This window comes from Alteriqipengyuania lutimaris (assembly GCF_003363135.1).
In the GTDB taxonomy this organism is placed as follows: Bacteria; Pseudomonadota; Alphaproteobacteria; order Sphingomonadales; family Sphingomonadaceae; genus Alteriqipengyuania; species Alteriqipengyuania lutimaris.
Genome location: NZ_QRBB01000001.1, coordinates 1754068 through 1778303 on the forward strand (window position 1 = coordinate 1754068; position 24236 = coordinate 1778303).

The following is a 24236-nucleotide window of genomic DNA, read 5'->3' on the forward strand; positions in this document are numbered from 1 at the left end:
TCGTCTAACCGGGAAGCCCCGCCCTTGTCGAGCGCAGCACCGCAGCACGCCGGGCCGGTCGGGTCACGCAAGCGCGCGGGTGGTCAGCTGTGCATAGCTGCGCGGAGGCTCGTCGAGCCGGAAGGGGGTGGGGCGAGAGCCCTTCTGCGGATTTCGCGTGCCGATGACATAGGTATAGGCGCGGGGGTCGAGGTTAGCAGCGCGCAGCGTAAGCCGCAGCAGCGGGACGAAGACCGGAACCGAACCCTGCCGGATCGCGCGGACTTCGCGCAGCGGCAGGCGCAGTTCGCCCTGAAGGACGGTGCGCTGCCCCGGGTCGAGGCGGGAAACGGTGTGCAGTTCGGGCAGGACCTGGCTCGTGTCGGCCAGTTGCTGCTCGGCAGGTACCCGGCCATGCGCGGTGGTCACATCGCCCTGGACCTCGATCAGATCGATCGGCGCGCGCCCGCGGTTGACGAGGCTGAGGCGGTAGGAGATCGAGGCGTTCATCACGCTGCGGTTGAGCGTCACGGCATGAGCCTCGACTTCGAGCGACCCGGCGTCGGGCTGGGGGGCGGGTGTCCCGCTGGTCGCCTCGTGCGAAGGCGGCGCGGACAGTGCGGAAGGCGCGGAGTGGGCCCGCGAGGTCTTGCGGCGCATCCGCATCGCGATCGCGCCAGCAAGCGCGAGCAGCGCGGCGAGCGCGCCTGCCAGCCAGAGCCAGGGCAAGCCGCCCTCGGTCTGCTCCACCGCTTCGGCCTCGCGGATCGTGGTTTCGTCGGCGGTGGAAGAGCTCGGCAGCGGCTGGGTATCCGGCTGGGCCGCGTCGCTTGGGCCCGTCTCCGCCGTGCCCGTGCCCGTTTGAGCACCCGTATCATCTGCGCTGGTCGCAGCCTCGGTCGCGTTCCGGTCCGCAGCAGCGCCGGGGGCAGTGCCCGCCGTCTGGCTCGCATTGCGCGACGGCTGGCCCGAGCCGCCCAGCATCTCGCGGGTGGATACCGAGCGATCGCTGGCGGGCAGCGAACGGTCCGAGGCGGTCGGGGAAGGCGGCGCCGATGGTGTCGCACGCGGGCTTGCGGCAGGGCTGGGCGTGCCCGTTCGCGTGGCCCGCGGCGTGGGGCTGGCCGTCGGGGTTGCGATGATGCGCGGCGAGCTGAACCGGTCGCCTTCGAGATCGGTTGGGCCTTCGACCTCGGAATCGGGGGCCGGCGTCGCCTCCGGGTCGGGGGGCAGCCGGAAATCGGTGACCGGCTGGGCCGAGGCACCGACGGCGCCGAGCAGCAGCGCGACAGAAAGAAGGGGCAAACGCATCGGGTCGACTTACGAAAAAGGGCCGGGCGCTTCGCATCCGGCGGGGGTTGTGCGGGGTTGGTCCTGCCTTGCACGGGGCAGGATGGCGCTGAATAGTGTGTGAATCGCGCGCGTGCAAAGGCTCGCTTGTGTCGCACGCGCGATAAAGGCACAGACGCGGCATGAGCGACACACCCGACCAAGAGGCTGCCGCCGGGGCCCCGCGCTTCCTCGGCCAGTCGAGCCCGCTGCCCGCCTCGCCCCAGGAGGCCGCGCTCGACTACGTGCCCAATCCGCGCACCGGCTCGCTGTACACCGTGCGCTTTTCCGCGCCCGAGTTCACTTCGCTGTGCCCGGTGACGGGCCAGCCCGACTTCGCGCATCTGGTGATCGACTACGCGCCGGGCGAAACGATCGTGGAATCGAAAAGCCTCAAGCTGTTCCTCGGCTCTTTCCGCAACCATTGCGGGTTTCACGAGGATGTGACGGTGGGCATCGGCCAGCGCCTGTTCGACGAGATGGCGCCGAAATGGCTCCGGATCGGCGGCTACTGGTATCCGCGCGGCGGCATTCCGATCGACGTCTTCTGGCAGAGCGGCCCGGTCCCCGAGGGGCTGTGGGTGCCCGAGCAGGGCGTGCAGAACTATCGCGGGCGCGGGTAGGCAGAGAGCACCCGCCATTCGGCGCGCTATTTCTTGACCCGCCACTCGCGCGCGTAGGTCGATACCTCGTTGTATTTGCGCCGCGCGGCCTCGTTCTGCTCGGCGCGCTCGTCCTCGCTCGAGGCGCGGGCCTGCCCTTCCTTGATCAGCGCATCGCGGCGGATCGGGACGATCTGCGCGATCGGCGTGCCTGCGGGCAGCACATGCTCGCCCAGCGGGCCGGTCCACAGGAAGGGCATGTTCACCGTCGTGTCGAAACGATCGCAGTCGACGAGGCCGGAAAAGGTCGTGAAGGGCAGGTCGGGGCGGTTGAGCGGTTGCATGAACAGCGCCGAATAGCCTTCGGGCACCTTGATCCGCCATGGATTGACGAACTTCAGCGGCATCGCCGCCTCGAAAGGCGCGTTCGGCGCACCGATCTGGCCTGGATGATGCTGGTCGATCGGGGCAAAGGCGACGTTTTCGGCCCACCCGAGCCCGATCGACACGCGATCCTCGGGCACGTGCAGCAGGACATCGTAGGGCAGGGGGATAACGAAGCCGAGCGCGAAGGCATCGGTGACGGGCAGGCACGCCTTCACCGTCAGGCCCGGCATCCCGTTGGCATCGGGCATGCCCATGTCCCTGTCGAGCCGCCGGAACCACTCGGGCGCGAAGCGGATCGCGCGCTCCGGCGCAGGAATGCGGCCGAAGAGCGCGGGATCGCACAGGAATTCGATCTGCGGTGCATGGCCGCTCTCGCCAGCTTGCTCCGGCCCGATGTCGAAGCGCACCGTATCATCGGGCATCGGCTTGTCCCTCCCGCGCGTGAAATGCGACGGGCAATGCTTAACCGGCCGCGCCGGGTTCGTGTACCCTCAGCTGTCCTGCTTCCATCACGAGGATGCGGTCGGCTGCCTCGATCGTTTCCTTGCGGTGGGCGATGATGACGCGGGTGATCCCCATCGCCCCGATCGCTGCGTTCACGGCGACCTCGTGCTTCGTATCGAGATGCGCGGTCCCTTCGTCCATGAACAGGATCCTGGGCGCACGGTAGAGCGCTCTTGCCAGCAGGACGCGCTGTTTCTGGCCGCCCGACAGGGTCGATCCCATATCGCCGATCAGCGATTCGTACTGCATCGGCATGCGCATCACGTCTTCGTGGATCGACGCGGCGGCAGCGGCATTGACGACTTTCTGCAGGTCCACCTCCTCGTCGAACAAGGCGATATTGTCCGCCAGCGATCCGGCAAAGAGGCTGTCTTCCTGCAGCACCGCCGCGATCTGCTGATGGAAGCTCTTGTAGCCGAAGCGGTGCAGCGGCATCCCGTCGACCAGCACCTCGCCGCCTTCCGGTTCGACGAGGCCCAGCATGATCTTGAGCAAGGTCGACTTGCCGCCGCCCGATGGCCCGGTGATGGCGACATGCTCGCCCGCCTCGATCACCATGTTGACGCCCTGCAGCACCAGCGGATCGCTCGGCGAATAGCGGTAGTGAATATCGCGCAGTTCGATCTTGCCGGTCAGCTCCGTATGCGTTTTCGCCGCGACGGTGAAACTGCGATCCTCGTCCGACAGCGCGATATCGGACAGGCGCTCCAGATGCAGGCCCAGCATCTTGAACTGGATCGCCTGGTCGATCAGCGCTGCCGATTTGCTGATGAACTGGTTCTTGTAGGCGATATAGGCGAACACCATCCCGACGCTGAAGCCGGCCCCGTCGATGACGAACCCGACCGCCAGCCAGATGGTCAGCACGTTCTCGATCCCGAAGATCAGCAGGTTGGCGGTCGATTGCCAGATGCCTATCCGCGCCAGCCGGACGTCCGCATTGATCGAATCCGTCAACCGCGTCTGCCACAGCGCATGGCGCAGGGTTTCGCGGCTGAACAGGCGCAGGGTCACCATCCCCCGCAGCGTCTCGATCAGGGTGGTCTGTTCCTTGCCGCCGGTGATGATGCTGGCTTCCTGCGCCTCGCGCTGAAACGAGAAGCTCACGAACCGCGCGACGCCGTAGAGGACGAAGGCGATGACGGCGATGAAGGCGAGCAGCGTGCTGTAGTAGAACATCACCGCCAGCGTGAAGATCGCCATCACCCCGTCGACCAGCGCCGCGACCGCGCCCTGCGTCAGCAGGTTCTGGATCGGCACGACCGACTGGAAGCGCGACAGGATATCGCCCGTGTGGCGCTTCTCGAAATACTCGATCGGCAGCCGGAAAAGGCGCCGCGCGATATTCGTCGCCAGGGCATAGCCGACGCTGGTGCCTGCATTGAGCAGCACGAAGGACCGCAGCAGGCTGGCGATCACGTTGATCAGGGTGAACAGGCCGAAGCCCAGCGCAAGGACGGTCAGCAGGTCGTTGTCGAGCGCGGGCAGCGCGCTGTCGATCGCGACCTGCATGTAATAGGGCGAGGCGAGCGCGAAGGCCTGCAGCACCAGGCTGAGCAGCAGGATCTGCGCGAGAGCGCGCTTGAGCCCGGTCATGCTCTGCCACAGCTGCGACATGCGCAGCCGCTCGCGCTGGGAGCCGCGCTCGAAATCGTTGCTCGGCCTCAGTTCGAGGGCGACCCCGGTGAAATGGTCCGACACCTCCTGCAGCGGCATCCAGGTGGAGCGGCCATCGGGGTTATGGATCAGCGCCTTGCCGCCCTTGACCGCCTCGATCACCACGTAGTGGTTCATGTCCCAGTGGAGCACGGCGGGCATGTGCAGGTTGGCGAGTTCTTCCAGCGGCAGCTTGACCGCACGCGGCGTCAGTCCGATCTGGTCGGCAAGATTGATCAGCGCGCGTAGGGGCGCACCGCGCATCGATGGTGAATAGCGGCGCCGCATCGTGCCGAGGTCGGTGTCGAGCCCGTGGTAGTTCGCGACCATGGTGAGGCTGGCGAGCCCGCATTCCGCGACTTCCGTCTGGCGGACGAGCCGCACGCGGCTGCGGGTGGTGAAGCCGAGATCCAAAGCGGTGGCCATCTTATCGCCTCTGTACTGCGAACAGGGGCTCGAAAAGCCACTCGATCAGGGACTGTTCTTCGGTGATGATGCGGGCGGTCAGCGTCATTCCGGCGACGAGCGGCTCCTCGCGCCCGAAGGCGGTCACTTCGGTTGCATCCAGCGTGACGACGACAGGATAGACCGATACGACCGCGCCGTTGGGCATCGTCTGGCTGACCGCACTGCCGGCGACCGTCGTCACCGTTCCCTCGACCGTGCCGAAGCGCTGGTAGGGGAAGGCATCGATCGCGAGGCGGACATTCTGGCCCGTTTTCACGAAACCGATGGCCTGGCTCGGCACGAGAAGCTCCGCCCGCAGTTTCGCGCCGTCCGGGATGACCGCCATGACCTGTGTCTGCGGGCCGACGCGCTGGCCGCTGCGCATGGTCAGTGCCGTGACCCTACCGGCGACGGGTGCGCTCAGCGCGTAAGAGCGTGCCCCTTCGTTGCCGGCCGCCTGCTGCGCCACCTGCGCACGCGATGCGGCGATGTTCGCCGCCTGGCTCTGCGCCTGGGCGGAGATGTTGGCGGAGGTGGTGGACAATTCGGCGAGCGTCGCCCGGCGCGCGGTGAGCGACTGGCGAAGCTGCGACAATTGCTGCTGCCGCGCCACGAGCGTGTCTTCCCGTGCACGAAGATCGGCCTGGCTGATGAAGCCGTCCTCCGCGACGCCTTGCGCTCTTTCGAGATCGGCTGCGGCCGAACCGACGAGGTTTTCCTGCAAGGCGATCTGCGATTGCAGCTGCGATATCTCGGAGCGCAGCCCTGCGGCCTGGACCGCGATCTGGCTGCGCTGGGCGGATGCGGAGCGCTGCGCCGCCGTGAGCTGGGCGATCAGGCTCGCATCCTGCTGCGCGATCGCCTGCTGGGTCAGCGCGGCCGCCGATTCGCCGGTGGGACTGTCTTCCTCGGCGTTGATCGCGACGAGTGTGGCGCCTTCGTCGACCTGCTCGCCATCGGTGACGAAGATCTCGGTAATCGTGCCCGCACGCGTCGGGATGATGGCGGCCACGCCCTTGTCGGGCACGATCACCCCGGTAACCGTTTCGACCCGCGAATAGGTGGCCAGCGACAGGAAGACGATCGCGGCGAGCAGCCCGCCGAATATCAAATAGCCGATCAGCTGCCACGGCAGAGGGACCGCAATCGATACCTCGCCCGACAGGCGATCTTTCTTCTGGGTCAGGACTTCCGAACGAAATAGCGCCGACATGCGACCGGTCCGCTCCCCTCACAAATCAACGGTCCTAGCTTGTTGGTATCCCCTAGGCGCTCGCTCGGGTAAACCGTAATAGTGCAAGTGAGTTATAGGGGGTTGGCGGCCAACCGTGGAAACGCGCCTCGATCCCGAAGCTCCTATCCGGGGGATTCTTTCAACGCCTCAGATAGCCCAATCCGATCGTGACACCCACGATGCACGCAGCGCAGAGGAGTGCGAGAACCAGCAGCGTCGGCTTCTCGCCGGCTCGCAGGGCATAGAAAAGCGCGACAGCCGAAAGAATTCCGCTAATGAGCAAGATTATTTGCCCTTTTTGTTCAATCATATCACGCCCCCGATAAAGTCTTAGGGCTAGTGCCCCGCTTTTGTCGCGGGGCACTAGCGAAGAGGGTCAGCCGCCCGACGCCACAAACCAACCACCTGCGGTGAGGAAGCCGCCCACGGCGACCAAGCTGGCGCCGCCGGTGGGAACCGCAAGGCCAATCCCGACTGCAATGGTACCGATCGCCGCGAGCGTAACGCCCCTTGTAACGTTGCTGGCGCCCCCGCCATCGGGATTGTTACGGACGCCGCCGCCGACGAGATCGACTTCGTTGAAGTTGAGATCCTGGATCGGGCTTTGGGTACCGAGCTTGTTCTGATCGGGATTGGTCATTGTGTCTATTCCTGTTTTTGAATGCCGACGCGGGTTGTCGGCGAAATTTACCCGCGTTCCGCAGCACGATTGGGCGCGGCGGAAATTGCTGCTCGGCGGACGTGCGCCCTCGCGCCGAGAAAATCCTGTTTTCGGTTGTGCCGATCAATCGGCGCTGAGGCTGTCGAAGGCATCCTCGGCGGCGCTTGCCAGCACGCCGGCTGCGAGTGCCTGGATTTCGTTCGCGCCGAGTGCCTTGGCCGCCTTGTAACCGGCCTCGAACCCGTCTTGGCCTGCGCCGCTCACCGACGAGATTTCTGCTTGGTTCAGCATTTTCATAGTTCGTCCCCTGTCTTGTCTTGCATCCCCGCACTGCGAGGATCGATGGTCCTACCCGGGCCGCGCGGCGGCAGCGCCGCGTCGGCCCGGGTGCCCGGCGGTTACAGCTCCCAGGGCTGCGGGAAGGGGGTGGGGAAGGGGTCCGGGAACGGGAAAGGATCGGGGAACGGGAAGGGATCCGGGAAAGGGAAGGGGTCCGGGAACGGGAACGGATCGGGCGGGAAGCAGCCACCCGGTTGATCGGCGATTACGCCGCCCACGACCAGCTGCAACTCGGCGGTCGTGATCTCTACGATGCGATTTGTCATCTTGGCTCTCCTCATCGAACATGCGCCAGCATCGGGCTGACGTGACGAGGATCGCAAATCGCGAAGTTCCCACAATAAACCGGATGAGCTAGGATGAATTTGCTACCGCGACAGGGCGACCTTGTGCCGCGCTCCGTGGCATTCTGCGGCATCTATGGGCATGTATCCGGTTTGGCCCAAAAATAGTGGGCTTGTGCTATTGGAACCGGCACCCTCTTGCAGGCATGATGGGCGTATTCGCAGGAGTATCGCAGGTTGAGAATTCAACGGGACAATCTGGCAGCCCAGTCCTCCCGCACGATCGTGGCTGACGACCACCCGATTTTCAGGGAAGGCATCTCTTCGATCCTCAGGGATATCGATCCCTCGATCGAGGTCGATCAGGCAGGCTCGTTCGAAGAATTGCTGGAGGTCGCTTCGAACGGGGCCAGTCCGGCCCTTTTCCTGCTCGATCTGAACTTTCCCGGGATGGATGTCGATGCGGCGGTTCCGCTGCTGCGGCTGAAATTTCCACTGTCGTCGATCATCATCATATCGATGGCGGATGACCGCCGCTCCACCGATCATATCATGGATGTCGGTGTCGACGGCTTCATCAGCAAGGCCGCGACCCAGCAGCAGATCCGCGAAGGGATTGCTGCGGTCATAGGCGGTGAATTCGTGAATGTGAGCGAGGCCGGCGGGCTTTCGATGACCAGCTCGGTGTCGCATTTCTCCGGCCTGACGCCGCGGCAGCTGGACGTGCTGCGCGGGATCGCGAAAGGTCGGTCGAACAAGCAGATTGCAGCCGACCTGGGCATTTCGCCCTTCACGGTCCGCATCCATGTTTCCGCGCTGCTGCGGGAGCTGAAGGTCGACAGTCGGACGGCAGCTGCCGCATTGGCGACGCGATACGGCGTCCATTGAAAAAGGGCCGCTTTCGCGGCCCTTCTCGTGTTACGAAGCGTCGGGATCTTCGGTCGGAATTTCCGGCATGAGATCGGTCCAGCGCCCGGTGGTGATCCAGTCCCAGATTCCGTAATGCACGTCCTCAGCCATGGGCGCGCCGCCAGAGACGTTTTCAATTTCCTGTCCATCAAGAAGCTGGATTCCGGTAAAGTCGTTCAAGATTAATCTCCTGTCCAAGGTGTGCGATTCGCGAATCGACTTGAAATATTTGCTGATTTTGCGCGCCGAGTGCACTAATACAGATGTACTAGTGCCGGAGAGAAATTATCGGCGAACCGACATGAGGGCGGATCTCAACTCGGCAGCTCTCAAGGGCTTGGACAAAATCAATCCTGCGTGTTCGGGGAGAGTGACGCGAATCTTCTCGGGATGATGTCCGGAAATCACGATGAGGATGGAGCCGGCGTCGTGTAGATGCGAAACTAGGCCACTCCATTTCGCAAGCGTCCGTCCGTCACTGAGGTCATAGTCGCTCAGGAGAATATCGCAGTTCGGAATGCTCTCAGGAAGAGTGTCATAGGCTTCGACCTGGCAGCCCCATCGTTCCAGCAACCGCTGAGTCGAGATGCGCGTCTCGACGTCGTCCTCAATCAATACGATACGCACGCCCGACAGTGGCATGGGACGGATTGATGGGGGGGCAGTCCCTGTTTCACGAAGATCGGTAATGGCAAGACCTTCAATCGTCGCAGCAGTGCCGCGCCCTTCTTTCGACCTGAGTACGAAGCGCAGACCGAGCATCTCGGAAATGCGATTTACAATCGCCAGACCCAGACCCTTGTTATCGGAATGCCGTTCGCCTCTGCTCGCGATGCGATAGAACTCCTTCCGCACATGCAGCAGCTCATCTGCGGAAATTCCGCGACCATTATCGATCACTGCCAGGGTCACCTTGCCTGCATGACGTCGACACCCGACCAGTACCTTCTTTCCCGGCGCATATTTGATGGCGTTGGAAACGAGGTTTTGCAGTATGGTACCGATCAGCGCACGGTCGGTATGAATATGCAGATCCGAAGGGACGAACCGCAATTCGACGCTGGCCTGTTCGGCAGTCAGAGCATTCTGCCTGTCGAGATCGGCGAGCAGATCGTTCACTGCGACCGGCGCATTGCGAACCTTCAAGGTGCCGCTCTCGATTGCGGCAATGTCGAGCAGGGCGCGAAACATCCGGCTGGCGTTTTCGACCGACCACGAGATCTTCGAAACCATCAGCTGTTGATCGCGCGAAAGGTCCGTGTCCGCGAGGCGTTCGGCAAGCAGACCGATAGCGTGAATGGGCTGTCTCAGATCGTGGCTTGCTTGCGCGAGGAAACGCGATTTGGATTCCGCTGCGCTTCGGTATGTGCGCACCGCGTCCGCACCCCTCGTCCAGAGCCGCGTCAAAGCAAGCAGGAGCAGCAAGAAGATTGCGTGGGACGTCTGAAGGAAGATCAGGTGCGGTTCGAGAAACAGTGGGCTCACCGCAATGACCAGCATGGCCGCCAGAGCGACGACACGACCGTAGGGTCGGCGGATAAACAGCCAGATCAACGCCGCCATGAAGGCCAGAGCGAAGGACGGGAGCCAACCGATTGAGACCGGCGGTCCGTCGCGCAGGGTCTGCGCTGCGAGGATCGTTGCAGCCGCTCGCGACGTATAGGGATCGAGCGGGGTCACGAGCGTGTCGCGGCTGGGTACATCCACGAAACTGATGAGGACCCGTTTGCCTTCGAGCAGTTTCGGGTCGAAGTCTCCCGCCAGCAGGTCTCCGGCCGGGATCGCTGGAACGGTCGCGGGGTCGTATCGCAGATCGACATTGAAAGCGTTCAGCGCCACACCGTGGGAGCCTTCGGCCAACAGGGTGGCGAGTGAAGGGAAGAGCCCGTCTTCCATCCTTACAGCAACGGGCGCATAGACCGGCGCTCCGAAAGTATGTTCCCTCAGAGCCATGACGGAAGGTGTGACCCGTCCGGCAATTTCCGGTTCGAGCCTGGAAGACGTTTCGGCTAGTTTTCCCACAGCCGGTGGCGCAGAAGATCGCGAGAGCTGACCGACCTCCTCGGGCGTCAGATCGATCCGCCATACCGGGCGAAGGGGCAGTTCGGCCACGGCCTCGGCCAGCTGCTCGGCTCCCTCATCGGTATCTTCAGCGAAGTACTGGCTATCGACCAGGATCTGCTTGGGCTGGGCGTTTCCGATAATCGCGAGCAAATCCGCCAAGTCGCTTTTGGTCCACGAGTTCGTGGGCTGCTGCTGCACCGTGTCAGTGTCGATCGCGACGATGACGGCGTCGCCGCGATAGGCCTTCGGATTGGCCGCGGCGGTGACCGAGCGTTGGAGCCAGTCATAGGGTTCGAACGGTTCGACCGCGACGATGAAGATCGCCAGGAATGCGAAGATCAGAAGTTCGCGCCGCGATGGCCTCCTCGAAAAGGAATTTCCGGCAACGATTCTTTGCATCGAGTTTCGTCGCTCCGCATTGGCCATCAATGACAAGGAAGCCGGGGCTTACGATGACCGGTCCTTTTGTCCTAACCAATTCGGCGGCCATTGGTTCATCGCAGCTGCGGATTCGCGCCGACCTCCGCGCGCAACTTGCGGTTCGTCGTCTTGCGAAGACGCACCAGTGCCATCCCGGCCGGCAGCGGTTGCGCGTGAAGCGCGCGCGCCTTGCGTGGTGCCGGTTGCAGGAATCGAACCCGCGACCTTCGGTTTACAAAACCGCTGCTCTACCAGCTGAGCTAAACCGGCCCGACGCGGGGGGCGCTTTGCGCGAAAACGGCGCCCGCGTCCAGCCCGTCGATGGCCCCTCCGACGCCCTCTTTAACACCCGTCGGGCGACGTTTGCCGTCGGACGGATGAGGACGGCTCATCTTTGGCAAAATCCTGCGCGCGTGGTATGGTTAACATAGCAAGCTAGGAAGCCCAATTGGACCAGAATCTGCGCACGCAACTCCAGTACGACGCCCGCAAGAAGTCGGTCGGGGCCGCCTATGTCCTGTGGTTCTTCCTCGGCTATTTCGGCGCGCACCCCTTCTATCTTGGCCACGTCAATTCGGGGCTGGTGCAGTTTGCGTTGCTAGCGCTCGGCTGGATCCCCGGCTTCGCAGGCTGGTTCGTGCTCGCCATCTGGTGGCTGGTCGACGCCTTCCTCATCCCCGGCCAGGCCGAACGGCGCAATCTCGCCATGCTCGAAAAGCTGGAGGCGGGCCTGCCGGTGGCGGCCTGATCGCTAGCGGGCGCCGAAGGTCCAGCCCTCGGTGCGTGCGATCTGCCGGGTGAGGCCGCGCGGAGCCCACAGGCCTGCATCCTCGCCGTTGCGGCGCAGCCAGGCAGCGGTCAGCAGCGCATCGGCGCTGTGATCGTCGATGGCGCCGCTGCCCTCGACCGGCGGCGAGCCGAGACCGTCCAGACCCTCGTTCAGCAGCGCATGATCGCGCACCTTGCGCCCGCGATGGCCGGGCAGCGCCTCCAGCGAGGCGAGCGCGGTGTAGATCTCGACCAGCACCGATCCCCGGCGCGGCAGCGGGTCGACCGGCCACACGGGCAGCGCGCCGTCCAGACGGTGCAGCAGGCGCATGCCGGTGAGGCTCGACTTTCCGACCTGTGCCGCGCCGACGAGGTTGAAGTTGGACACCGGCCGGCATCCCATCGCGCGCTGGGCTTCTTCCGCAACCCGAAAGCGACCCTCGCGGGTGGCGGCATAGGGTGCGTGGAAGCGGGCGCCTTCCGCGCCGCGCCCGTGGCGAAAGTAATCCTGCAATACGGGATGGCGCAGCACGCCGCCCGCCTCCAGATGCGGATCCTCGGCGCACAGCGCGTCGGCCAGCGCCCACAGCGCCTTCGCATCGGGCGGAGAATGCTCCCAGCCCGGAAAGAACGCGCCGCAATCGGCGAAGGGCAGGGCAATCCCGAGGTCCATCCCGACCAGCGTGGCACGCGGCAGATCGTCGCGCAGGAAGGCGAGCACCTCCTCGCGGCTCCATGGCTTGCCGCGATCGATGAGGCGCGGCGGCCCCTGGCCCTCGTCTGCCAGCGCCAGCGCGATCCCCTTGTGGCGCTCGCCCCGCGCGCCCGACCAGTCGATCGCGAGGAAGTGGGAGAAGCGGCTCAATCGCGGCCTTTGCGCCGCGCGGCCCAGAACTCCATCCGCTCGGCCACGCGTTTCTCGAAGCCGCGTCCGGTCGGCTGGTAGAAGCCCTGCGGCTCCATCTCGTCGGGCCAGTAATTGTCGCCCGAGAACGCATCTTGCGCCGAATGGTCGTAGGAATAGCCCTCGCCATAGCCGATGTCCTTCATCAGCTTGGTCGGTGCGTTGAGGATGTTCTTGGGCGGGCTGAGGCTGCCGGTGTCCTTGGCGCTGCGCCACGCGGCCTTCTGCGCGGCATAGGCTGCGTTCGATTTGGGCGCGGTGGCGAGGTAGATGCACGCCTGCACCAGCGCCAGTTCGCCTTCGGGGCTGCCGAGGAATTCGTACGCATCGCGCGCGGCGATGCACTGGGTCAGCGCGGCGGGATCGGCCATGCCGATATCCTCCACCGCCATGCGCACCAGCCGCCGCGCGAGATAGCGCGGCTCCTCCCCCGCGGTCAGCATCCGCGCGAGGTAGTAGAGCGCGGCGTCGGGATCGCTCCCGCGCACCGCCTTGTGCAGCGCGGAGATCAGATTGTAATGCCCGTCGCGGTCCTTGTCGTACACCGCCACCCGGCGCTGCAGGAAGCTGCCGAGCGCCGCCGGATCGAGCGGCTGGTCGAGCCCCGCATTATACAGCGTTTCCGCCTGGTTGAGCAGGAAGCGCCCATCGCCGTCGGCACTCGCGATCAGCGCCACGCGCGCATCCTCGGTGAGGGGGAGGGGGCGTTCCAGCTCTTCCGCGCGGGTCAGCAGCTCGCCCAAAGCCTCGTGCCCGAGCCGCTCGAGAATCAGCACCTGCGCGCGGCTGAGCAGCGCGGCGTTCAATGCAAAGCTGGGGTTCTCGGTCGTCGCGCCGACCAGCGTCACCGTGCCGCGCTCGACGAAGGGCAGGAAGCCGTCCTGCTGCGCGCGGTTGAAGCGGTGGATCTCGTCCACGAAGAGCAGCGTCTTCTGCCCCGCCTTCATTGCGGTTTCGGCCTCTGCGAAGGCCTTCTTGAGGTCGGCCACACCGCTGAACACCGCGCTGACCGCCGCATAGCGCATGCCGACCGCGTCGGCGAGCAGGCGTGCGATCGTGGTCTTGCCGGTGCCTGGCGGGCCCCACAGGATCATGCTGGAGAGGCGGCCCGCCGCGACCATCCGTCCGATCGAACCTTCGGGTCCGGTGAGGTGGTCCTGCCCCACGACTTCGCCCAGCGTGCGCGGACGCAGCCGGTCGGCCAGCGGCGCATCTTCGCGCGGCGCGGCAGGCGGGGTTGCGGACTGGGGTGCTTCGTTTTCGAACAGATCGGCCATTGGTCGGCTGACATAGGCACTCGGTCGGAAAAATGCAGTGCCGACTTGTCACGATCTATCTAAGATATATCTCAGAGCTATCTTGAACCGGAGATATGATGATGAACGATCACGACAGGCGCAAGGATGAAGAGCCCGAGGATGGGCGCATTCCCGACCATCCCGAAGGTGAGGATTTTGACGTGGAGGTCGAGGTGGATATCGACGACGACGATATGCCCGGCGGCAAACGCACCTCGGCCAGCTTCGATACCGACGCGATCTTCGGGCCCGAGGGCGTCTTCGGCCCCGGTGGCCCCTTCGGCCCCAAGGGCCCGTTCGGGCGTGAGGGACCCTTCGGACCCGGTGGCCCCTTCGGCGAGACTGGCCCCTTCGGCGGCGGTCGGCGCGGCAGCCGGGCGCGGTGGAAGATGGCGGGCGTGCATGATGCCGGGGAGCATCATCGCCCCCGCCGCAAGCGCATGTTCGGCCCGGGCGAGCTGCGGCTCGTCCTGCTCGCGCTGATCGCGGACGCGCCCAAGCACGGATACGAGTTGATCAAGGAGATCGAGGACATGACGGGCGGCGAATATTCGCCCAGTCCGGGCGTGATCTATCCGACGCTCTCCCTGCTCGAGGACGAGGGCCGGATCGCTCCGGTCGAGGGCGACGAGAGCCGCAAGGCGTTTCGCGTCACCCCATCCGGGATGGAGGAACTGACCGAGCGCGCCAGCGAGGTCGACCGTCTTATGGAACGGCTGGGGCGCCAGGCGAAGCGCGCGAAGCCAGCGGGTTCGCCGGACCTGCTCCGCGCGCTCGGCAACCTCGCCACGGTCATCACCAATCGCGCGGCCAACGGCCAGTTCAGCAGCGAGAGCAAGGACAAGGTCGTCGACCTGATCGACGAGCTGGCGCGCAAGATCGAACGGCTCTGACCTGCCTCACTTGTGACCCGGGCATCGGCGTGTAAGCTCATGCCCGGGTCGCCCTGGTGGGAGGGGACACTCATGGACGAACATCTCAATGCGCGCACGCCGTGGCACCTGTGGCTGGTCGGCGCGGTTTCGCTGGCGTGGAATGCCTTCGGCGCGAACGACTATCTGCAGACGCAGATGGGCAATCTCGAATATTTCGAGACGATGATGGACGGGATCGAGGCGACGCCGACGCAGGCGCTCGCCTATTTTCAGGGCTACCCGGCATGGGTTCACGCCGCATGGGCGGTGGGCGTGTGGGGATCGGTGCTCGGCTCGCTGCTGCTGCTCCTGCGCAGCCGGTTCGCGGTGCACGCCTTCGCGCTGTCGCTGCTGGGCCTCGCGACGACGACCGTCTACCAGCTGATCGTGGGCCAGCCCGACTGGGTGCAGAGCGCCACCACCACGATCATCACCATCGTGATCTGGTCGATCGCGACCTTCCTGCTGATCTACGCCGCCAGCATGCGCTCGAAGGGCGTGCTACGCTGATCCGGTATCTACCGCGGCCTGCGGCTTCGCATTGGCGAGCCGCAGGTAGGTATCGACCATCGAGGCATTGATCGCCTCCCACGTAAAAGGCCGGCTGCGTTCGAGCCCCGCCGCGCCGTGGCGCGCGCGCAGGTCCGCATCGGTGCAATAGGGCGCGAGCGCATCGGCGAAGCCCGCGACATCGCCGGGCGTCACCAGCACGCCGGTCTCGCCGTCGGCGACGAGGCTGGAACTGCCGGTGGCGTTCGCCGCGACTACCGGCTTGCCGCAGGCCATGTGCTCCAGCGTGACATTGCCGAAGGTCTCGGTGATCGAGGGGTTGAAGAACACGTCCGCGCTGGCGACCGCGCGCCCCAGGTCCTTGCCGGCCTGGTGGCCCACGAAGACCCCGCCCGGCAGCGCCTTCTCGAACCAGCCGCGCGCAGGCCCGTCGCCGATCACCATCACACGGTGCGGCACCTGCCGCCTGCGCAGCTCGATGATCGTGTCGGCAAAGACATCGAGCCCTTTTTCCATCACCAGTCGCCCGAGGAAGGAGATCACGACCTCGTCGTCGCCGAAGCCCAGTTCGCGCCGCCACGCCATGTCGCGCGCGCCCGGGTGGAACACCTCGCGGTCGATCCCGCGCGTCCAGATACCGATATCGTCGTTCATGTTCTGCGAGCGGAGCACGTCGACCATCCCTTCGGACGGGGCGACCAGCGCATCGCATCTGCGGTACATCGCGCGCAGCCACGCCTCGACCGCGGGCTCGAGAAAGCCGAGATGGTAATAGCGCGGATAGGTCTCGAACCGCGTGTGGACCGATCCGAGCACCGGCACGCCATGCTTGCGCGCCCAGTCGACCGCCTGCCGGCTCGTCCGGTCGGGGCTGGCAACGTGGACGAGGTTGGGGCGAAAGCTCTCGAACCGCTCCTTCGCCTTGCCCATGAGGCCCAGCGGAACGCGATATTCGGAGCGTCCGGGTATCGCCACCGACGGGACCGAGATCACTTCGCCCACCGCCTCGACCTGCGGGTTCCTCACCGTGGGCGCGAAGACGCGCACCGCGCCGCCTAGGCCCATCACATGGCCGACGAGGCGGTTGAGCGCCTGGGTCGGCCCGTCGAGGACCATGTTGTAGTTCCCGCTGACCAGCGCGACGCGAAGATCGGATGCTTCCATGGCGCCCGCCTTAAGGCGCGAAGCCCCGATTGGCGAGGGGCGAGCGGGCAAGATCGGCGCTTCGACCCAACCGGTCGCCGGGCCGCCCTGTCGAAAGACTTCCGTTTCGCGTTGACTCTTTGCAGCGCAACTTTATTGCCGCCGATGGGCCACGCGGTCCCAACGCCGCGCGAGCTCTCTGCAAGGAGAGAATACATGACTGATAAACCCGCGCTCAAGCCTGAGCGTCCTTTCTTTTCGTCCGGTCCGACCGCCAAGTTTCCCGGCTGGTCGCTCGATAAGCTCCAAACCGAATCGCTGGGCCGCTCGCACCGTTCTTCGGTCGGCAAGGCGCGGCTGAAATACGCGATCGACCTCACCAAAGAGCTGCTCGGCGTGCCCGACGATTATCTCGTCGGCATCATGCCTGCGTCCGACACCGGCGCGCTCGAATGCGCGATGTGGACGATGCTGGGCAACGGCCCCGCCACGGTCGCGGCGTGGGAAAGCTTCGGCAACGTGTGGATCCAGGACGCGGTCAAGCAGCTCAAGCTGCCCGACCTGCAAGTGCTCGACGCGCCCTATGGCGACCTGCCCGATTTCTCGCAGATCCCGCAGGACAACGATGTCGTCTTCACCTGGAACGGGACGACGAGCGGGGCGCGCATCCCGAACACCGACTGGCTCGAGTCGGGCCGGAATGGCATCACCATCAACGACGCGACCAGCGCCATCTTCGCGCAGGAGATGGACTGGCCCAAGCTCGATGCGACGACCTTCAGCTGGCAGAAGGTGATGGGCTCCGAAGCGCAGCACGGCATGCTGATCCTCAGCCCCAAGGCGGTCGAGCGGATCGAAAGCTACGATCCCGAATGGCCGCTGCCCAAGCTCTTCCGCCTCAAGAAGGGCGGCAAGCTCAACACCGCGATCTTCGAAGGCGCGACGATCAACACCCCCTCGATGCTGGCGACCGAGGATTACATCGCCGCGCTCGAATGGGCGAAGTCGATCGGCGGGCTGCCTGCGATGATCGACCGCGCCAATGCCAATGCCAAGGTGCTGACCGACTGGATCGAGGCGACCCCGTGGCTGCGCAACATGGTCTCCGTGCCCGAGCAGCGCACCAATACGGGCGTGTGCTTCGTTTTCCAGGGCGAATGGTTCGAAAGCCTGAGCGCGGAAGAGCAGGCGGCGGTGCCGACGAAGATCTACAAGATGCTCGAAGCCGAAGGGGTCGGCTACGACTTCAACGGCTATCGCGACGCCCCGCCGAGCCTGCGCATCTGGTGCGGTGGCACAGTGGAAAGCGAAGACATCGCGCGTCTGCTGCCGTGGATCGAGTGGGCCTTTGCCGAGCTGCAGAAGGCCTGAGCGCGCCCGTCACTTTCATTCCCGCTCGTCCTGAGCCTGTCGAAGGGCGAGCGAGGCACAGTTTTCTCGTTCGCGCTTCGACAAGCTCAGCACGAACGGCGTTGCGCGGAGTAATCCCATGACCAAGCCCAAAGTCCTGATTTCCGACAAGATGAGCCCCGAAGCCGCCAAGATCTTCGAAGATCGCGGCTGCGAGGTGCACGAGAAGACCGGCCTTTCGCCCGATGAGCTCAAAGCGATCATCGGCGAATACGAAGGCCTCGCCATCCGCTCCTCGACCAAGGTCACGCCCGAGATCCTCGATGCGGCGACCAACCTCAAGGTGATCGGCCGCGCCGGCATCGGGGTCGACAATGTCGACATTCCCGCCGCCAGCGAACGCGGCGTGGTGGTGATGAACACGCCCTTCGGCAATTCGATCACCACCGCCGAACACGCCATCGCCATGCTGATGGCGCTCGCGCGGCAGATTCCGCAGGCGAACGAGCGCACGCAGAAGGGCGAGTGGCCCAAGAGCGACTTCATGGGCGTCGAGCTGACGGGCAAGACGCTCGGTCTGATCGGCGCAGGCAATATCGGCTCAATCGTCGCGAGCCGCGCGCAGGGCCTGCGCATGAAAGTGATCGCTTACGATCCCTTCCTGACCGAGGAACGCGCCGTCGATATCGGGGTCGAGAAGGTCGAGCTGGACGAGCTTCTCAAGCGCGCGGACTGCATCACGCTGCACACGCCGCTGACCGACGAGACGCGCAATATCCTCAGCCGCGAAAATCTCGAGAAGACCAAGAAGGGCGTGCGGATCGTCAATTGCGCGCGCGGCGGGCTGGTCGACGAGGAGGCGCTGGCCGACCTGCTCGAAAGCGGGCATATCGCAGGTGCCGCGCTTGACGTGTTTCAGACCGAACCGGCGAAGGAGAGCCCGCTCTTCGGCAAGCCCGGCTTCATCTGCACCCCGCATCTCGGCGCCTCAACGCGCGAGGCGCAGGAGAACGTCGCGCTGCAGGTTGCCGAACAGCTGAGCGATTTCCTGCTCACCGGCGCCGTCACCAATGCGCTCAACATGCCCAGCCTCAGCGCGGAGGAAGCGCCGCGTCTGAAGCCCTACATGCAGCTCGCCGAAAGCCTTGGCTCGCTGGTCGGCCAGCTCGCGCATGGCAGCCTACCGAGCATCTCGATCGAGCTGGAAGGCGATGCGGCGGAGCTCAATCCCAAGCCGATCACCGGCGCGGTGCTGGCGGGGCTGATGCGCCGCTATTCGCAGAGCGTGAACATGATCAATGCGCCGTACCTCGCCAAGGATCGCGGCATCGAAGTGCGCGAGATCCGCAACAGCCGCGAGGGTACGTACCAGACGCTGATCCGCGTGACGGTTGATACCGATGCGGGCAAGCGTTCGGTCGCTGGGACCTTGTTCGGCAAGGAAGCGCCGCGCCTGGTCGAGATTTTCGGCATCGGGATTGAGGCCAGCCTCGAAGGGCACATGCTCTATGTTGTCAACGACGACGCGCCCGGCTTCATCGGCCGGATCGGCTCGCTGCTGGGCAGCCGGGGCATCAATATCGGCACCTTCAACCTCGGCCGCCGGAGCGCGGGGGGCGAGGCGGTGCTGCTGCTCAGTCTCGATGCGCCGATCGACGACGACCTGATCGCCGAGGCCGAGGCTCTGGAAGGGGTGCGGACGGTCAAGGCGCTGAGTTTCTAGCGCCCCCATAACGCCCCCGCTCATGCTGAGCTTGTCGGACTCGAAGAGGGCCTTGGCCAACCGTCGCTTTTTCTTCTACCGGCGCAACGGACCGGAAGAAGTACAGCCCTTCGACAGGCTCGGGGCGAGCGGAGTTTAGAACAAAGCCATGACCGACGACCTGCTGCCCGAAGGGCTGGCCGACAACCTGCCCGCGCAGTCCGCGCTGCTGACCCGTGCCATGCGCGCCGCGCTCGATGCGATGGACGCGCATGGCTACGACCGGGTCAGCCCGCCGCTGATCGAGTTCGAACGCTCGCTCGCGCGGCGGATGGACGGGTTGCAGACCCGCGCCATGTTCCGCTTCGTCGATCCGGCGAGCCTGCGCACGCTGGCGCTGCGGTCCGACATCACGCCGCAGATCGGGCGCATCGCCGCGACCGCGCTGGCCGACCGGGCGCGCCCCTTGCGCCTGTGCTACGCAGGCGAGGTCACGCGCATCGCCGCCGACCAGCTCGACCCCGTGCGCCAGCGCCTGCAGGTGGGCGCGGAGTTGATCGGGGCGGACAGCGTCGCCGCCGCGAGCGAGGTGGTGCTGATGGCGATCGAGGCGCTGGAGGCCGTGGGCGTGGGTGAGCTGTCGGTCGACTTCACGCTGCCCGACCTCGTCTCGACGCTGGCACAGGGAGCTTTTCCGCTGTCGGCCGAGCAGGCAGAGACCGTGCGGCGCGAACTCGATACCAAGGATGCCGGCGGGCTGAAGGCGGCGGGTGGCGAGGCCTTCCTGCCGCTGATCCATGCCGCCGGGCCGTTCGAGGATGCGCTGGCGAAGCTGCGCGCGGTGGACGCGGGCGGCGCGCTCGAAAGCCGGATCGCGGGGCTGGAGCAGATCGCGCAGGCCGTGGGCACTCGCGCACGTATCACGCTCGACCCGACCGAGCGGCATGGCTTCGAATACCAGAGCTGGTTCGGCTTCACCGTCTATGCGGGTGGCTCGCGCCGGGCCTTGGGGCGGGGCGGGACCTACTGCATCCAGGGGTCGAACGAAGTCGCGACCGGATTCTCGATCTATCTCGGCAATGCGCTGCCGCTGCTTGGACAGGAGGAGGAGCGGTCGATGCTGTTTCTGCCGGCGGACCACGATCGCGCGGTGGCGCGGGAATTGCGCGCGCAGGGCTGGCGGACCGTTGCGGCGCTATCCGACAGCGACGATCCGCAGGCGCTGGGTTGCACGCACCGCCTCGAAGGCGAGGCCCCCCGGCCGCTCTAGTCGTCGGCCAGCACGGCCTGCGTATCGGCCAGCGCGATATTGCTCATCATGCCCAGGTAGCGGTCGTAATAAGGCTTGTGCGACACGCCCACGATCGCAAGCGTGCGCGTATTCGCACCGATCACCTGGCGGATATTGGCGACCATCCGAAGGTTTCGCGTTTCCCAATATGCGAGGTAGGACTGGCCGGTATTGCCGGGCGTGTCCGCTCCCGCCGCCGCGCCGAAATCGCCTGCCATCGCCAGCTGCAGCGAGACGGCCGAATTCAGCCGACGATACCACTCGAGCACGGAGAGCGACCCGGCAGTCAACTCTTCGTTCCACGCGTCGTACTCGGCGATCCGCCGCTGCGTCGCCGCGTTGTCCCAGATCGCCCGGAGCTCTTTTTCGTACACTTCGGGGTCGGCAGGCGAGCTGCCGCTGGCCTCGTCGTCGACGCGGTAAACCCGATCGAGCCCGAGACGCCCGGCGAGCCGCACCCCGATGATCACGTTCTCGTTCTGCTTGCGGTCGTACACATCGAGGTAGGCAAGCAGCTCGCCCGGGAGGTCGGCACCCGCCGTACGGTTCGCTTCGGGTAGGCGCAGCCACTGGACCAGCGCGGACTCGGGCTCTCCCATGGCGAGGAAGAGGCCGACGAGGTGACGACGTTCCGATATGCTGCGATCCTGCCCGGGTTTGGCCAGCAGCGCCTTCGCCTCGGCAGTCGCCTGCGCGCCCGTGATGGAGAGCGCTGCGCGTGCCGGGTCTGTATCGGGACAATACGTATCGAAGGTATCGACGTCGTATTCGCGCAGGTAATCGCACTGCGGCCCTGCGATTCCTTCGATCGCGATCGCTTCGGGTGCCCATTCCTCGAGCTTCTCGAGCAGGGGATCGAAGGATGCGTTCGGGAAATCGTCGGGCAGCGAGGACAGGTGCGAAGTGCCCAGAACCAGCACCGGGTTATGGTGCCCGCGTGCCTGCGCCATGTCATCCACGATCTCTACAAGATCATCGTGCAAATCTTGTGGCGGTTCAGCGGGGGGGACCGATCCGGCGGCTTGAGAAAGCAAGGTGAAGGCAAGCAAAAGCGACACGGGCAATCTCCCCTGAGAAGACCGCCCGTGTGCTATAGCAATGTAATACAGTCAAGCACTAGTCGTTGAAATTGCCCGGTTCAGGCCCCATCCGGCCGTCTTCCGTATCGAGCGCGTCGATCTTGGCCATCTGCTCGTCGGTCAGCTCGAACCGCCGCGCGCGGAAATTGGCCTCGATATGGTCCTTGCTCGACGCCTTGGGGATGGTCGAGAGGCCGTGCTGGATGTGCCAGCGCACGACCACCGCCGCGGCGGGCTGCTCGATCTCGTCGGCGATCTCCTTGACCGCGCCCGCGTCGAGCGCCTTTGCCTGGCCGAGCGGCGACCAGCTCTGCGTGATGATGCCCATCTCCTTGTGCACCTTGCGCATGGCGCGCTGCTGGAAGCCGGGGTGCAGTTCGATCTGGTTGATCGCGGGCACCTCGCCCGTTTCGTCGACGATCCGCTTCAGGTCCTCCTCGCGGAAATTGGACACGCCGATCGACTTTGCCTTACCGTCCTTGCGCAGCTGGACGAGCGCTTTCCAGGTGTCGACGAACAGGCCCTTTTCGGGGCAGGGCCAATGGATCAGCAGCATGTCGACATGGTCGCGGCCCAGCCTCTCGAGGCTCTTGTCGGCCGCTTTCATGGTCCGGTCGTACCCTTGGCTCTCGTTCCAGATCTTGGTCTGGAGGAAGATGTCGGACCACTCGCCGATGCCTTCGCCCACGCCCTTCTCGTTCTTGTAGATGGCGGCGGTGTCGACCAGCCAGTACCCGGTCTCGATCGCGGTGCTGACGGCCTTGGCGGCCTCGTCTTCCGGGATCTGCCAGGTGCCGAAGCCCAGCTGCGGGATCTGGCGGCCGTCGTTGAGGGTAAGCGTTGGATAGTCGGTACGGTTCGATGTGACCATGTGTTCGATTTCCTTTCTTTCATGCTTAACGGACATGAAAGGCGAAATGTCCCGTCAAAATCAATGGTGGCTCCCGATAAGCCGTTTCCTATGGGCATCGCCCATGCCATAGGCCCGCGCTTGTGCTCCGCCGTCTTCGGACCACCCGTATTTCGATCCCTGGACCGGGTGCCAGGTGTGTCGGTCCGGCGACCGGGCGGCGCGAGCGAGCCATCGAAGGAGTGTGAGGTTTGGCCAACGTAACCGTGATCGGCGCCCAGTGGGGGGACGAGGGCAAGGGCAAGATCGTCGACTGGCTGGCCAGCCGCGCCGATGCCGTGGTGCGTTTCCAGGGCGGACACAATGCCGGCCACACGCTGGTGGTCGACGGCACGACCTACAAGATTTCGCTCGTCCCCAGCGGCATCGTGACCGGCACGCTCTCGCTGATCGGCAACGGCGTCGTGCTCGACCCGTGGGCGCTCAAGGCGGAGATCGAGAAGCTGGAAGGGCAGGGCGTGAAGGTCACCCCCGACAATTTCGCGGTGGCCGACAACTGCCCGCTGATCCTGCCGCTCCACCGCGACCTCGATGGCCTGCGCGAAACCGCGGCGGGGCAGGGCAAGATCGGCACCACCGGGCGCGGGATCGGCCCGGCTTACGAAGACAAGGTCGGCCGCCGCGCGATCCGCGTGTGCGACCTCGCGCATCTCGACGAGATCGAGCCGCAGCTTGATCGCCTGTGCGCGCATCACGACGCGCTGCGCGCGGGCTTCGACGAAGCGCCGATCGACCGCGAAACGCTGATCGCGGACCTGAAGGAGATCGCGCCCTTCGTGCTGCAATTCGCGCAGCCGGTGTGGAAGCGCCTCAAGAAAGTGCGCAAGGCGGGCGCGCGGATCCTGTTCGAAGGGGCGCAGGGTGTGCTGCTCGACGTCGATCACGGCACCTATCCCTTCGTCACCAGCTCCAACACGGTCAGCGGTACGGCGGCGAGCGGCAGCGGGCTCGGCCCCAATGCGACCGGTTTCGTGCTCGGCATCGTCAAGGCCTACACCACGCGCGTGGGCTCCGGCCCGTTCCCGACCGAGCTGACCGACGAGATCGGGCGCGGGCTGGGCGAGCGCGGGCACGAGTTCGGCGTGGTCACGGGGCGCAAGCGCCGCGTGGGCTGGTTCGACGCGGTGCTGGTGCGCCAGACCTGCGCGATCAGCGGTGTGACCGGCATCGCGCTGACCAAGATCGACGTGCTCGACAAGATGGAGAAGGTGAAGATCTGCACCGGCTATCGCATCGACGGGCGGATCTACGACTACCTGCCGAGCCACGCGGGCAGCCAGGCGCGGTGCGAGCCGATCTACGAAGAGATGGAAGGCTGGGACGAGAGCACGGCGGGCGCGCGCAGCTGGGCCGACCTCCCGGCCAATGCGATCAAGTATATCCAGCGCATCCAGGAACTGATCGAGTGCCCGGTGGCGCTCGTTTCGACCAGCCCGGAACGCGAGGACACGATCCTCGTGCGCGATCCCTTCGAGGACTGATACGCCGGAAAAGCGCGGTGCCGGCCCGCCCGGCGCACTGCGGGCCGCGCTTGATCCATAATGGAGGCGAT

At 65.3% G+C, this 24236-nt stretch carries 23 protein-coding genes and 1 tRNA gene; 9 read left to right on the forward strand and 15 right to left on the reverse strand.

Annotation, left to right across the window (positions count from 1 at the left end):
* Nucleotides 1-63: 63 nt before the first annotated feature.
* Nucleotides 64-1290 (reverse strand): hypothetical protein, encoded by a 1227-nt coding sequence (locus DL238_RS08300; RefSeq protein ID WP_115491828.1) that lies wholly within the window; start codon nt 1288-1290, stop codon nt 64-66.
* Nucleotides 1291-1451: 161 nt separating this feature from the next.
* Here DL238_RS08300 and queF point away from each other — a divergent pair, with 161 nt between their 5' ends.
* Nucleotides 1452-1931: a preQ(1) synthase gene (gene queF, locus DL238_RS08305; protein WP_115491829.1), complete on the forward strand. Its 480-nt coding sequence runs from the start codon at nt 1452-1454 to the stop codon at nt 1929-1931.
* Nucleotides 1932-1957: 26 nt separating this feature from the next.
* Here queF and DL238_RS08310 read toward each other — a convergent pair whose 3' ends face one another.
* From DL238_RS08310 to DL238_RS16095, 6 genes are all read right to left on the reverse strand, one after another.
* Entirely contained in the window at nt 1958-2719 is a 762-nt protein-coding gene (locus DL238_RS08310; protein ID WP_115491830.1) for a hypothetical protein, read from the reverse strand.
* 40 nt (nt 2720-2759) lie between these two features.
* The gene (locus DL238_RS08315; RefSeq protein WP_115491831.1) at nt 2760-4883 is read right to left on the reverse strand and encodes a peptidase domain-containing ABC transporter; all 2124 of its coding nucleotides are present in this window, start codon (nt 4881-4883) and stop codon (nt 2760-2762) included.
* A 1-nt stretch (nt 4884) separates the two neighbouring features.
* Nucleotides 4885-6117 carry an HlyD family efflux transporter periplasmic adaptor subunit gene (locus tag DL238_RS08320; protein ID WP_181883868.1) on the reverse strand — a complete coding sequence of 411 codons (1233 nt, stop codon included), beginning with the start codon at nt 6115-6117 and terminating at the stop codon, nt 4885-4887.
* A 397-nt stretch (nt 6118-6514) separates the two neighbouring features.
* A complete protein-coding gene (locus DL238_RS08325) occupies nt 6515-6778 on the reverse strand; it encodes a hypothetical protein (protein WP_115491832.1) in 264 nt (87 codons plus the stop codon).
* A 144-nt stretch (nt 6779-6922) separates the two neighbouring features.
* A complete protein-coding gene (locus DL238_RS16090) occupies nt 6923-7096 on the reverse strand; it encodes a hypothetical protein (RefSeq protein WP_183312838.1) in 174 nt (57 codons plus the stop codon).
* Nucleotides 7097-7197: 101 nt separating this feature from the next.
* Nucleotides 7198-7404 carry a hypothetical protein gene (locus DL238_RS16095; protein WP_181883870.1) on the reverse strand — a complete coding sequence of 69 codons (207 nt, stop codon included), beginning with the start codon at nt 7402-7404 and terminating at the stop codon, nt 7198-7200.
* A 255-nt stretch (nt 7405-7659) separates the two neighbouring features.
* Between DL238_RS16095 and DL238_RS08335 the strand changes: the two genes are divergently transcribed.
* A complete protein-coding gene (locus DL238_RS08335; protein ID WP_199798041.1) occupies nt 7660-8310 on the forward strand; it encodes a LuxR C-terminal-related transcriptional regulator in 651 nt (216 codons plus the stop codon).
* A 30-nt stretch (nt 8311-8340) separates the two neighbouring features.
* Here the strand turns inward: DL238_RS08335 and DL238_RS16100 are convergent, their stop codons facing one another.
* From DL238_RS16100 to DL238_RS08345, 3 genes are all read right to left on the reverse strand, one after another.
* Nucleotides 8341-8511, reverse strand: coding sequence for a hypothetical protein (locus tag DL238_RS16100; protein ID WP_181883871.1), 171 nt, complete (start codon nt 8509-8511; stop codon nt 8341-8343).
* A gap of 105 nt (nt 8512-8616) precedes the next feature.
* Nucleotides 8617-10794, reverse strand: coding sequence for an ATP-binding protein (locus tag DL238_RS08340; RefSeq protein WP_181883872.1), 2178 nt, complete (start codon nt 10792-10794; stop codon nt 8617-8619).
* 215 nt (nt 10795-11009) lie between these two features.
* Nucleotides 11010-11085, reverse strand: a tRNA-Thr gene (locus DL238_RS08345).
* A gap of 178 nt (nt 11086-11263) precedes the next feature.
* On the opposite strand from DL238_RS08345, the gene DL238_RS08350 reads away from it, so the two are divergent.
* Nucleotides 11264-11563 carry a TM2 domain-containing protein gene (locus DL238_RS08350; RefSeq protein ID WP_115491835.1) on the forward strand — a complete coding sequence of 100 codons (300 nt, stop codon included), beginning with the start codon at nt 11264-11266 and terminating at the stop codon, nt 11561-11563.
* Between the two features lie 3 nt (nt 11564-11566).
* On the opposite strand, the gene DL238_RS08355 is transcribed toward DL238_RS08350, so the two are convergent.
* Together DL238_RS08355 and DL238_RS08360 are read right to left on the reverse strand one after the other, a co-directional pair.
* A complete protein-coding gene (locus DL238_RS08355) occupies nt 11567-12448 on the reverse strand; it encodes a hypothetical protein (protein ID WP_115491836.1) in 882 nt (293 codons plus the stop codon).
* Nucleotides 12445-13764, reverse strand: coding sequence for a replication-associated recombination protein A (locus tag DL238_RS08360; RefSeq protein WP_115491837.1), 1320 nt, complete (start codon nt 13762-13764; stop codon nt 12445-12447). The genes DL238_RS08355 and DL238_RS08360 overlap by 4 nt, the downstream gene beginning before the upstream one ends.
* Before the next feature lie 101 nt (nt 13765-13865).
* Here DL238_RS08360 and DL238_RS16555 point away from each other — a divergent pair, with 101 nt between their 5' ends.
* Nucleotides 13866-14678 (forward strand): PadR family transcriptional regulator, encoded by an 813-nt coding sequence (locus tag DL238_RS16555; protein ID WP_325048440.1) that lies wholly within the window; start codon nt 13866-13868, stop codon nt 14676-14678.
* Between the two features lie 72 nt (nt 14679-14750).
* Nucleotides 14751-15209 carry a hypothetical protein gene (locus DL238_RS08370; protein WP_115491838.1) on the forward strand — a complete coding sequence of 153 codons (459 nt, stop codon included), beginning with the start codon at nt 14751-14753 and terminating at the stop codon, nt 15207-15209.
* Here the strand turns inward: DL238_RS08370 and DL238_RS08375 are convergent.
* Nucleotides 15201-16373 (reverse strand): glycosyltransferase family 4 protein, encoded by a 1173-nt coding sequence (locus tag DL238_RS08375; RefSeq protein ID WP_115491839.1) that lies wholly within the window; start codon nt 16371-16373, stop codon nt 15201-15203. The two genes, DL238_RS08370 and DL238_RS08375, sit on opposite strands and share 9 nt — an antisense overlap.
* Before the next feature lie 195 nt (nt 16374-16568).
* On the opposite strand from DL238_RS08375, the gene DL238_RS08380 reads away from it, so the two are divergent.
* From DL238_RS08380 to DL238_RS08390, 3 genes are all read left to right on the forward strand, one after another.
* Nucleotides 16569-17723 (forward strand): phosphoserine transaminase, encoded by a 1155-nt coding sequence (locus tag DL238_RS08380; protein ID WP_115491840.1) that lies wholly within the window; start codon nt 16569-16571, stop codon nt 17721-17723.
* Nucleotides 17724-17841: 118 nt separating this feature from the next.
* The gene (serA, locus tag DL238_RS08385; RefSeq protein ID WP_115491841.1) at nt 17842-19425 is read left to right on the forward strand and encodes a phosphoglycerate dehydrogenase; all 1584 of its coding nucleotides are present in this window, start codon (nt 17842-17844) and stop codon (nt 19423-19425) included.
* 148 nt (nt 19426-19573) lie between these two features.
* Entirely contained in the window at nt 19574-20674 is a 1101-nt protein-coding gene (locus DL238_RS08390; RefSeq protein ID WP_115491842.1) for an ATP phosphoribosyltransferase regulatory subunit, read from the forward strand.
* On the opposite strand, the gene DL238_RS08395 is transcribed toward DL238_RS08390, so the two are convergent.
* Nucleotides 20671-21645: a DUF5694 domain-containing protein gene (locus tag DL238_RS08395; RefSeq protein ID WP_115491843.1), complete on the reverse strand. Its 975-nt coding sequence runs from the start codon at nt 21643-21645 to the stop codon at nt 20671-20673. The genes DL238_RS08390 and DL238_RS08395 overlap by 4 nt on opposite strands.
* Nucleotides 21646-21811: 166 nt before the next feature.
* Nucleotides 21812-22645 (reverse strand): aldo/keto reductase, encoded by an 834-nt coding sequence (locus DL238_RS08400; protein WP_115491844.1) that lies wholly within the window; start codon nt 22643-22645, stop codon nt 21812-21814.
* 230 nt (nt 22646-22875) lie between these two features.
* On the opposite strand from DL238_RS08400, the gene DL238_RS08405 reads away from it, so the two are divergent.
* Nucleotides 22876-24165, forward strand: a complete 1290-nt coding sequence (locus DL238_RS08405) for an adenylosuccinate synthase (RefSeq protein ID WP_115491845.1) — start codon at nt 22876-22878, stop codon at nt 24163-24165.
* Nucleotides 24166-24236: the final 71 nt, after the last annotated feature.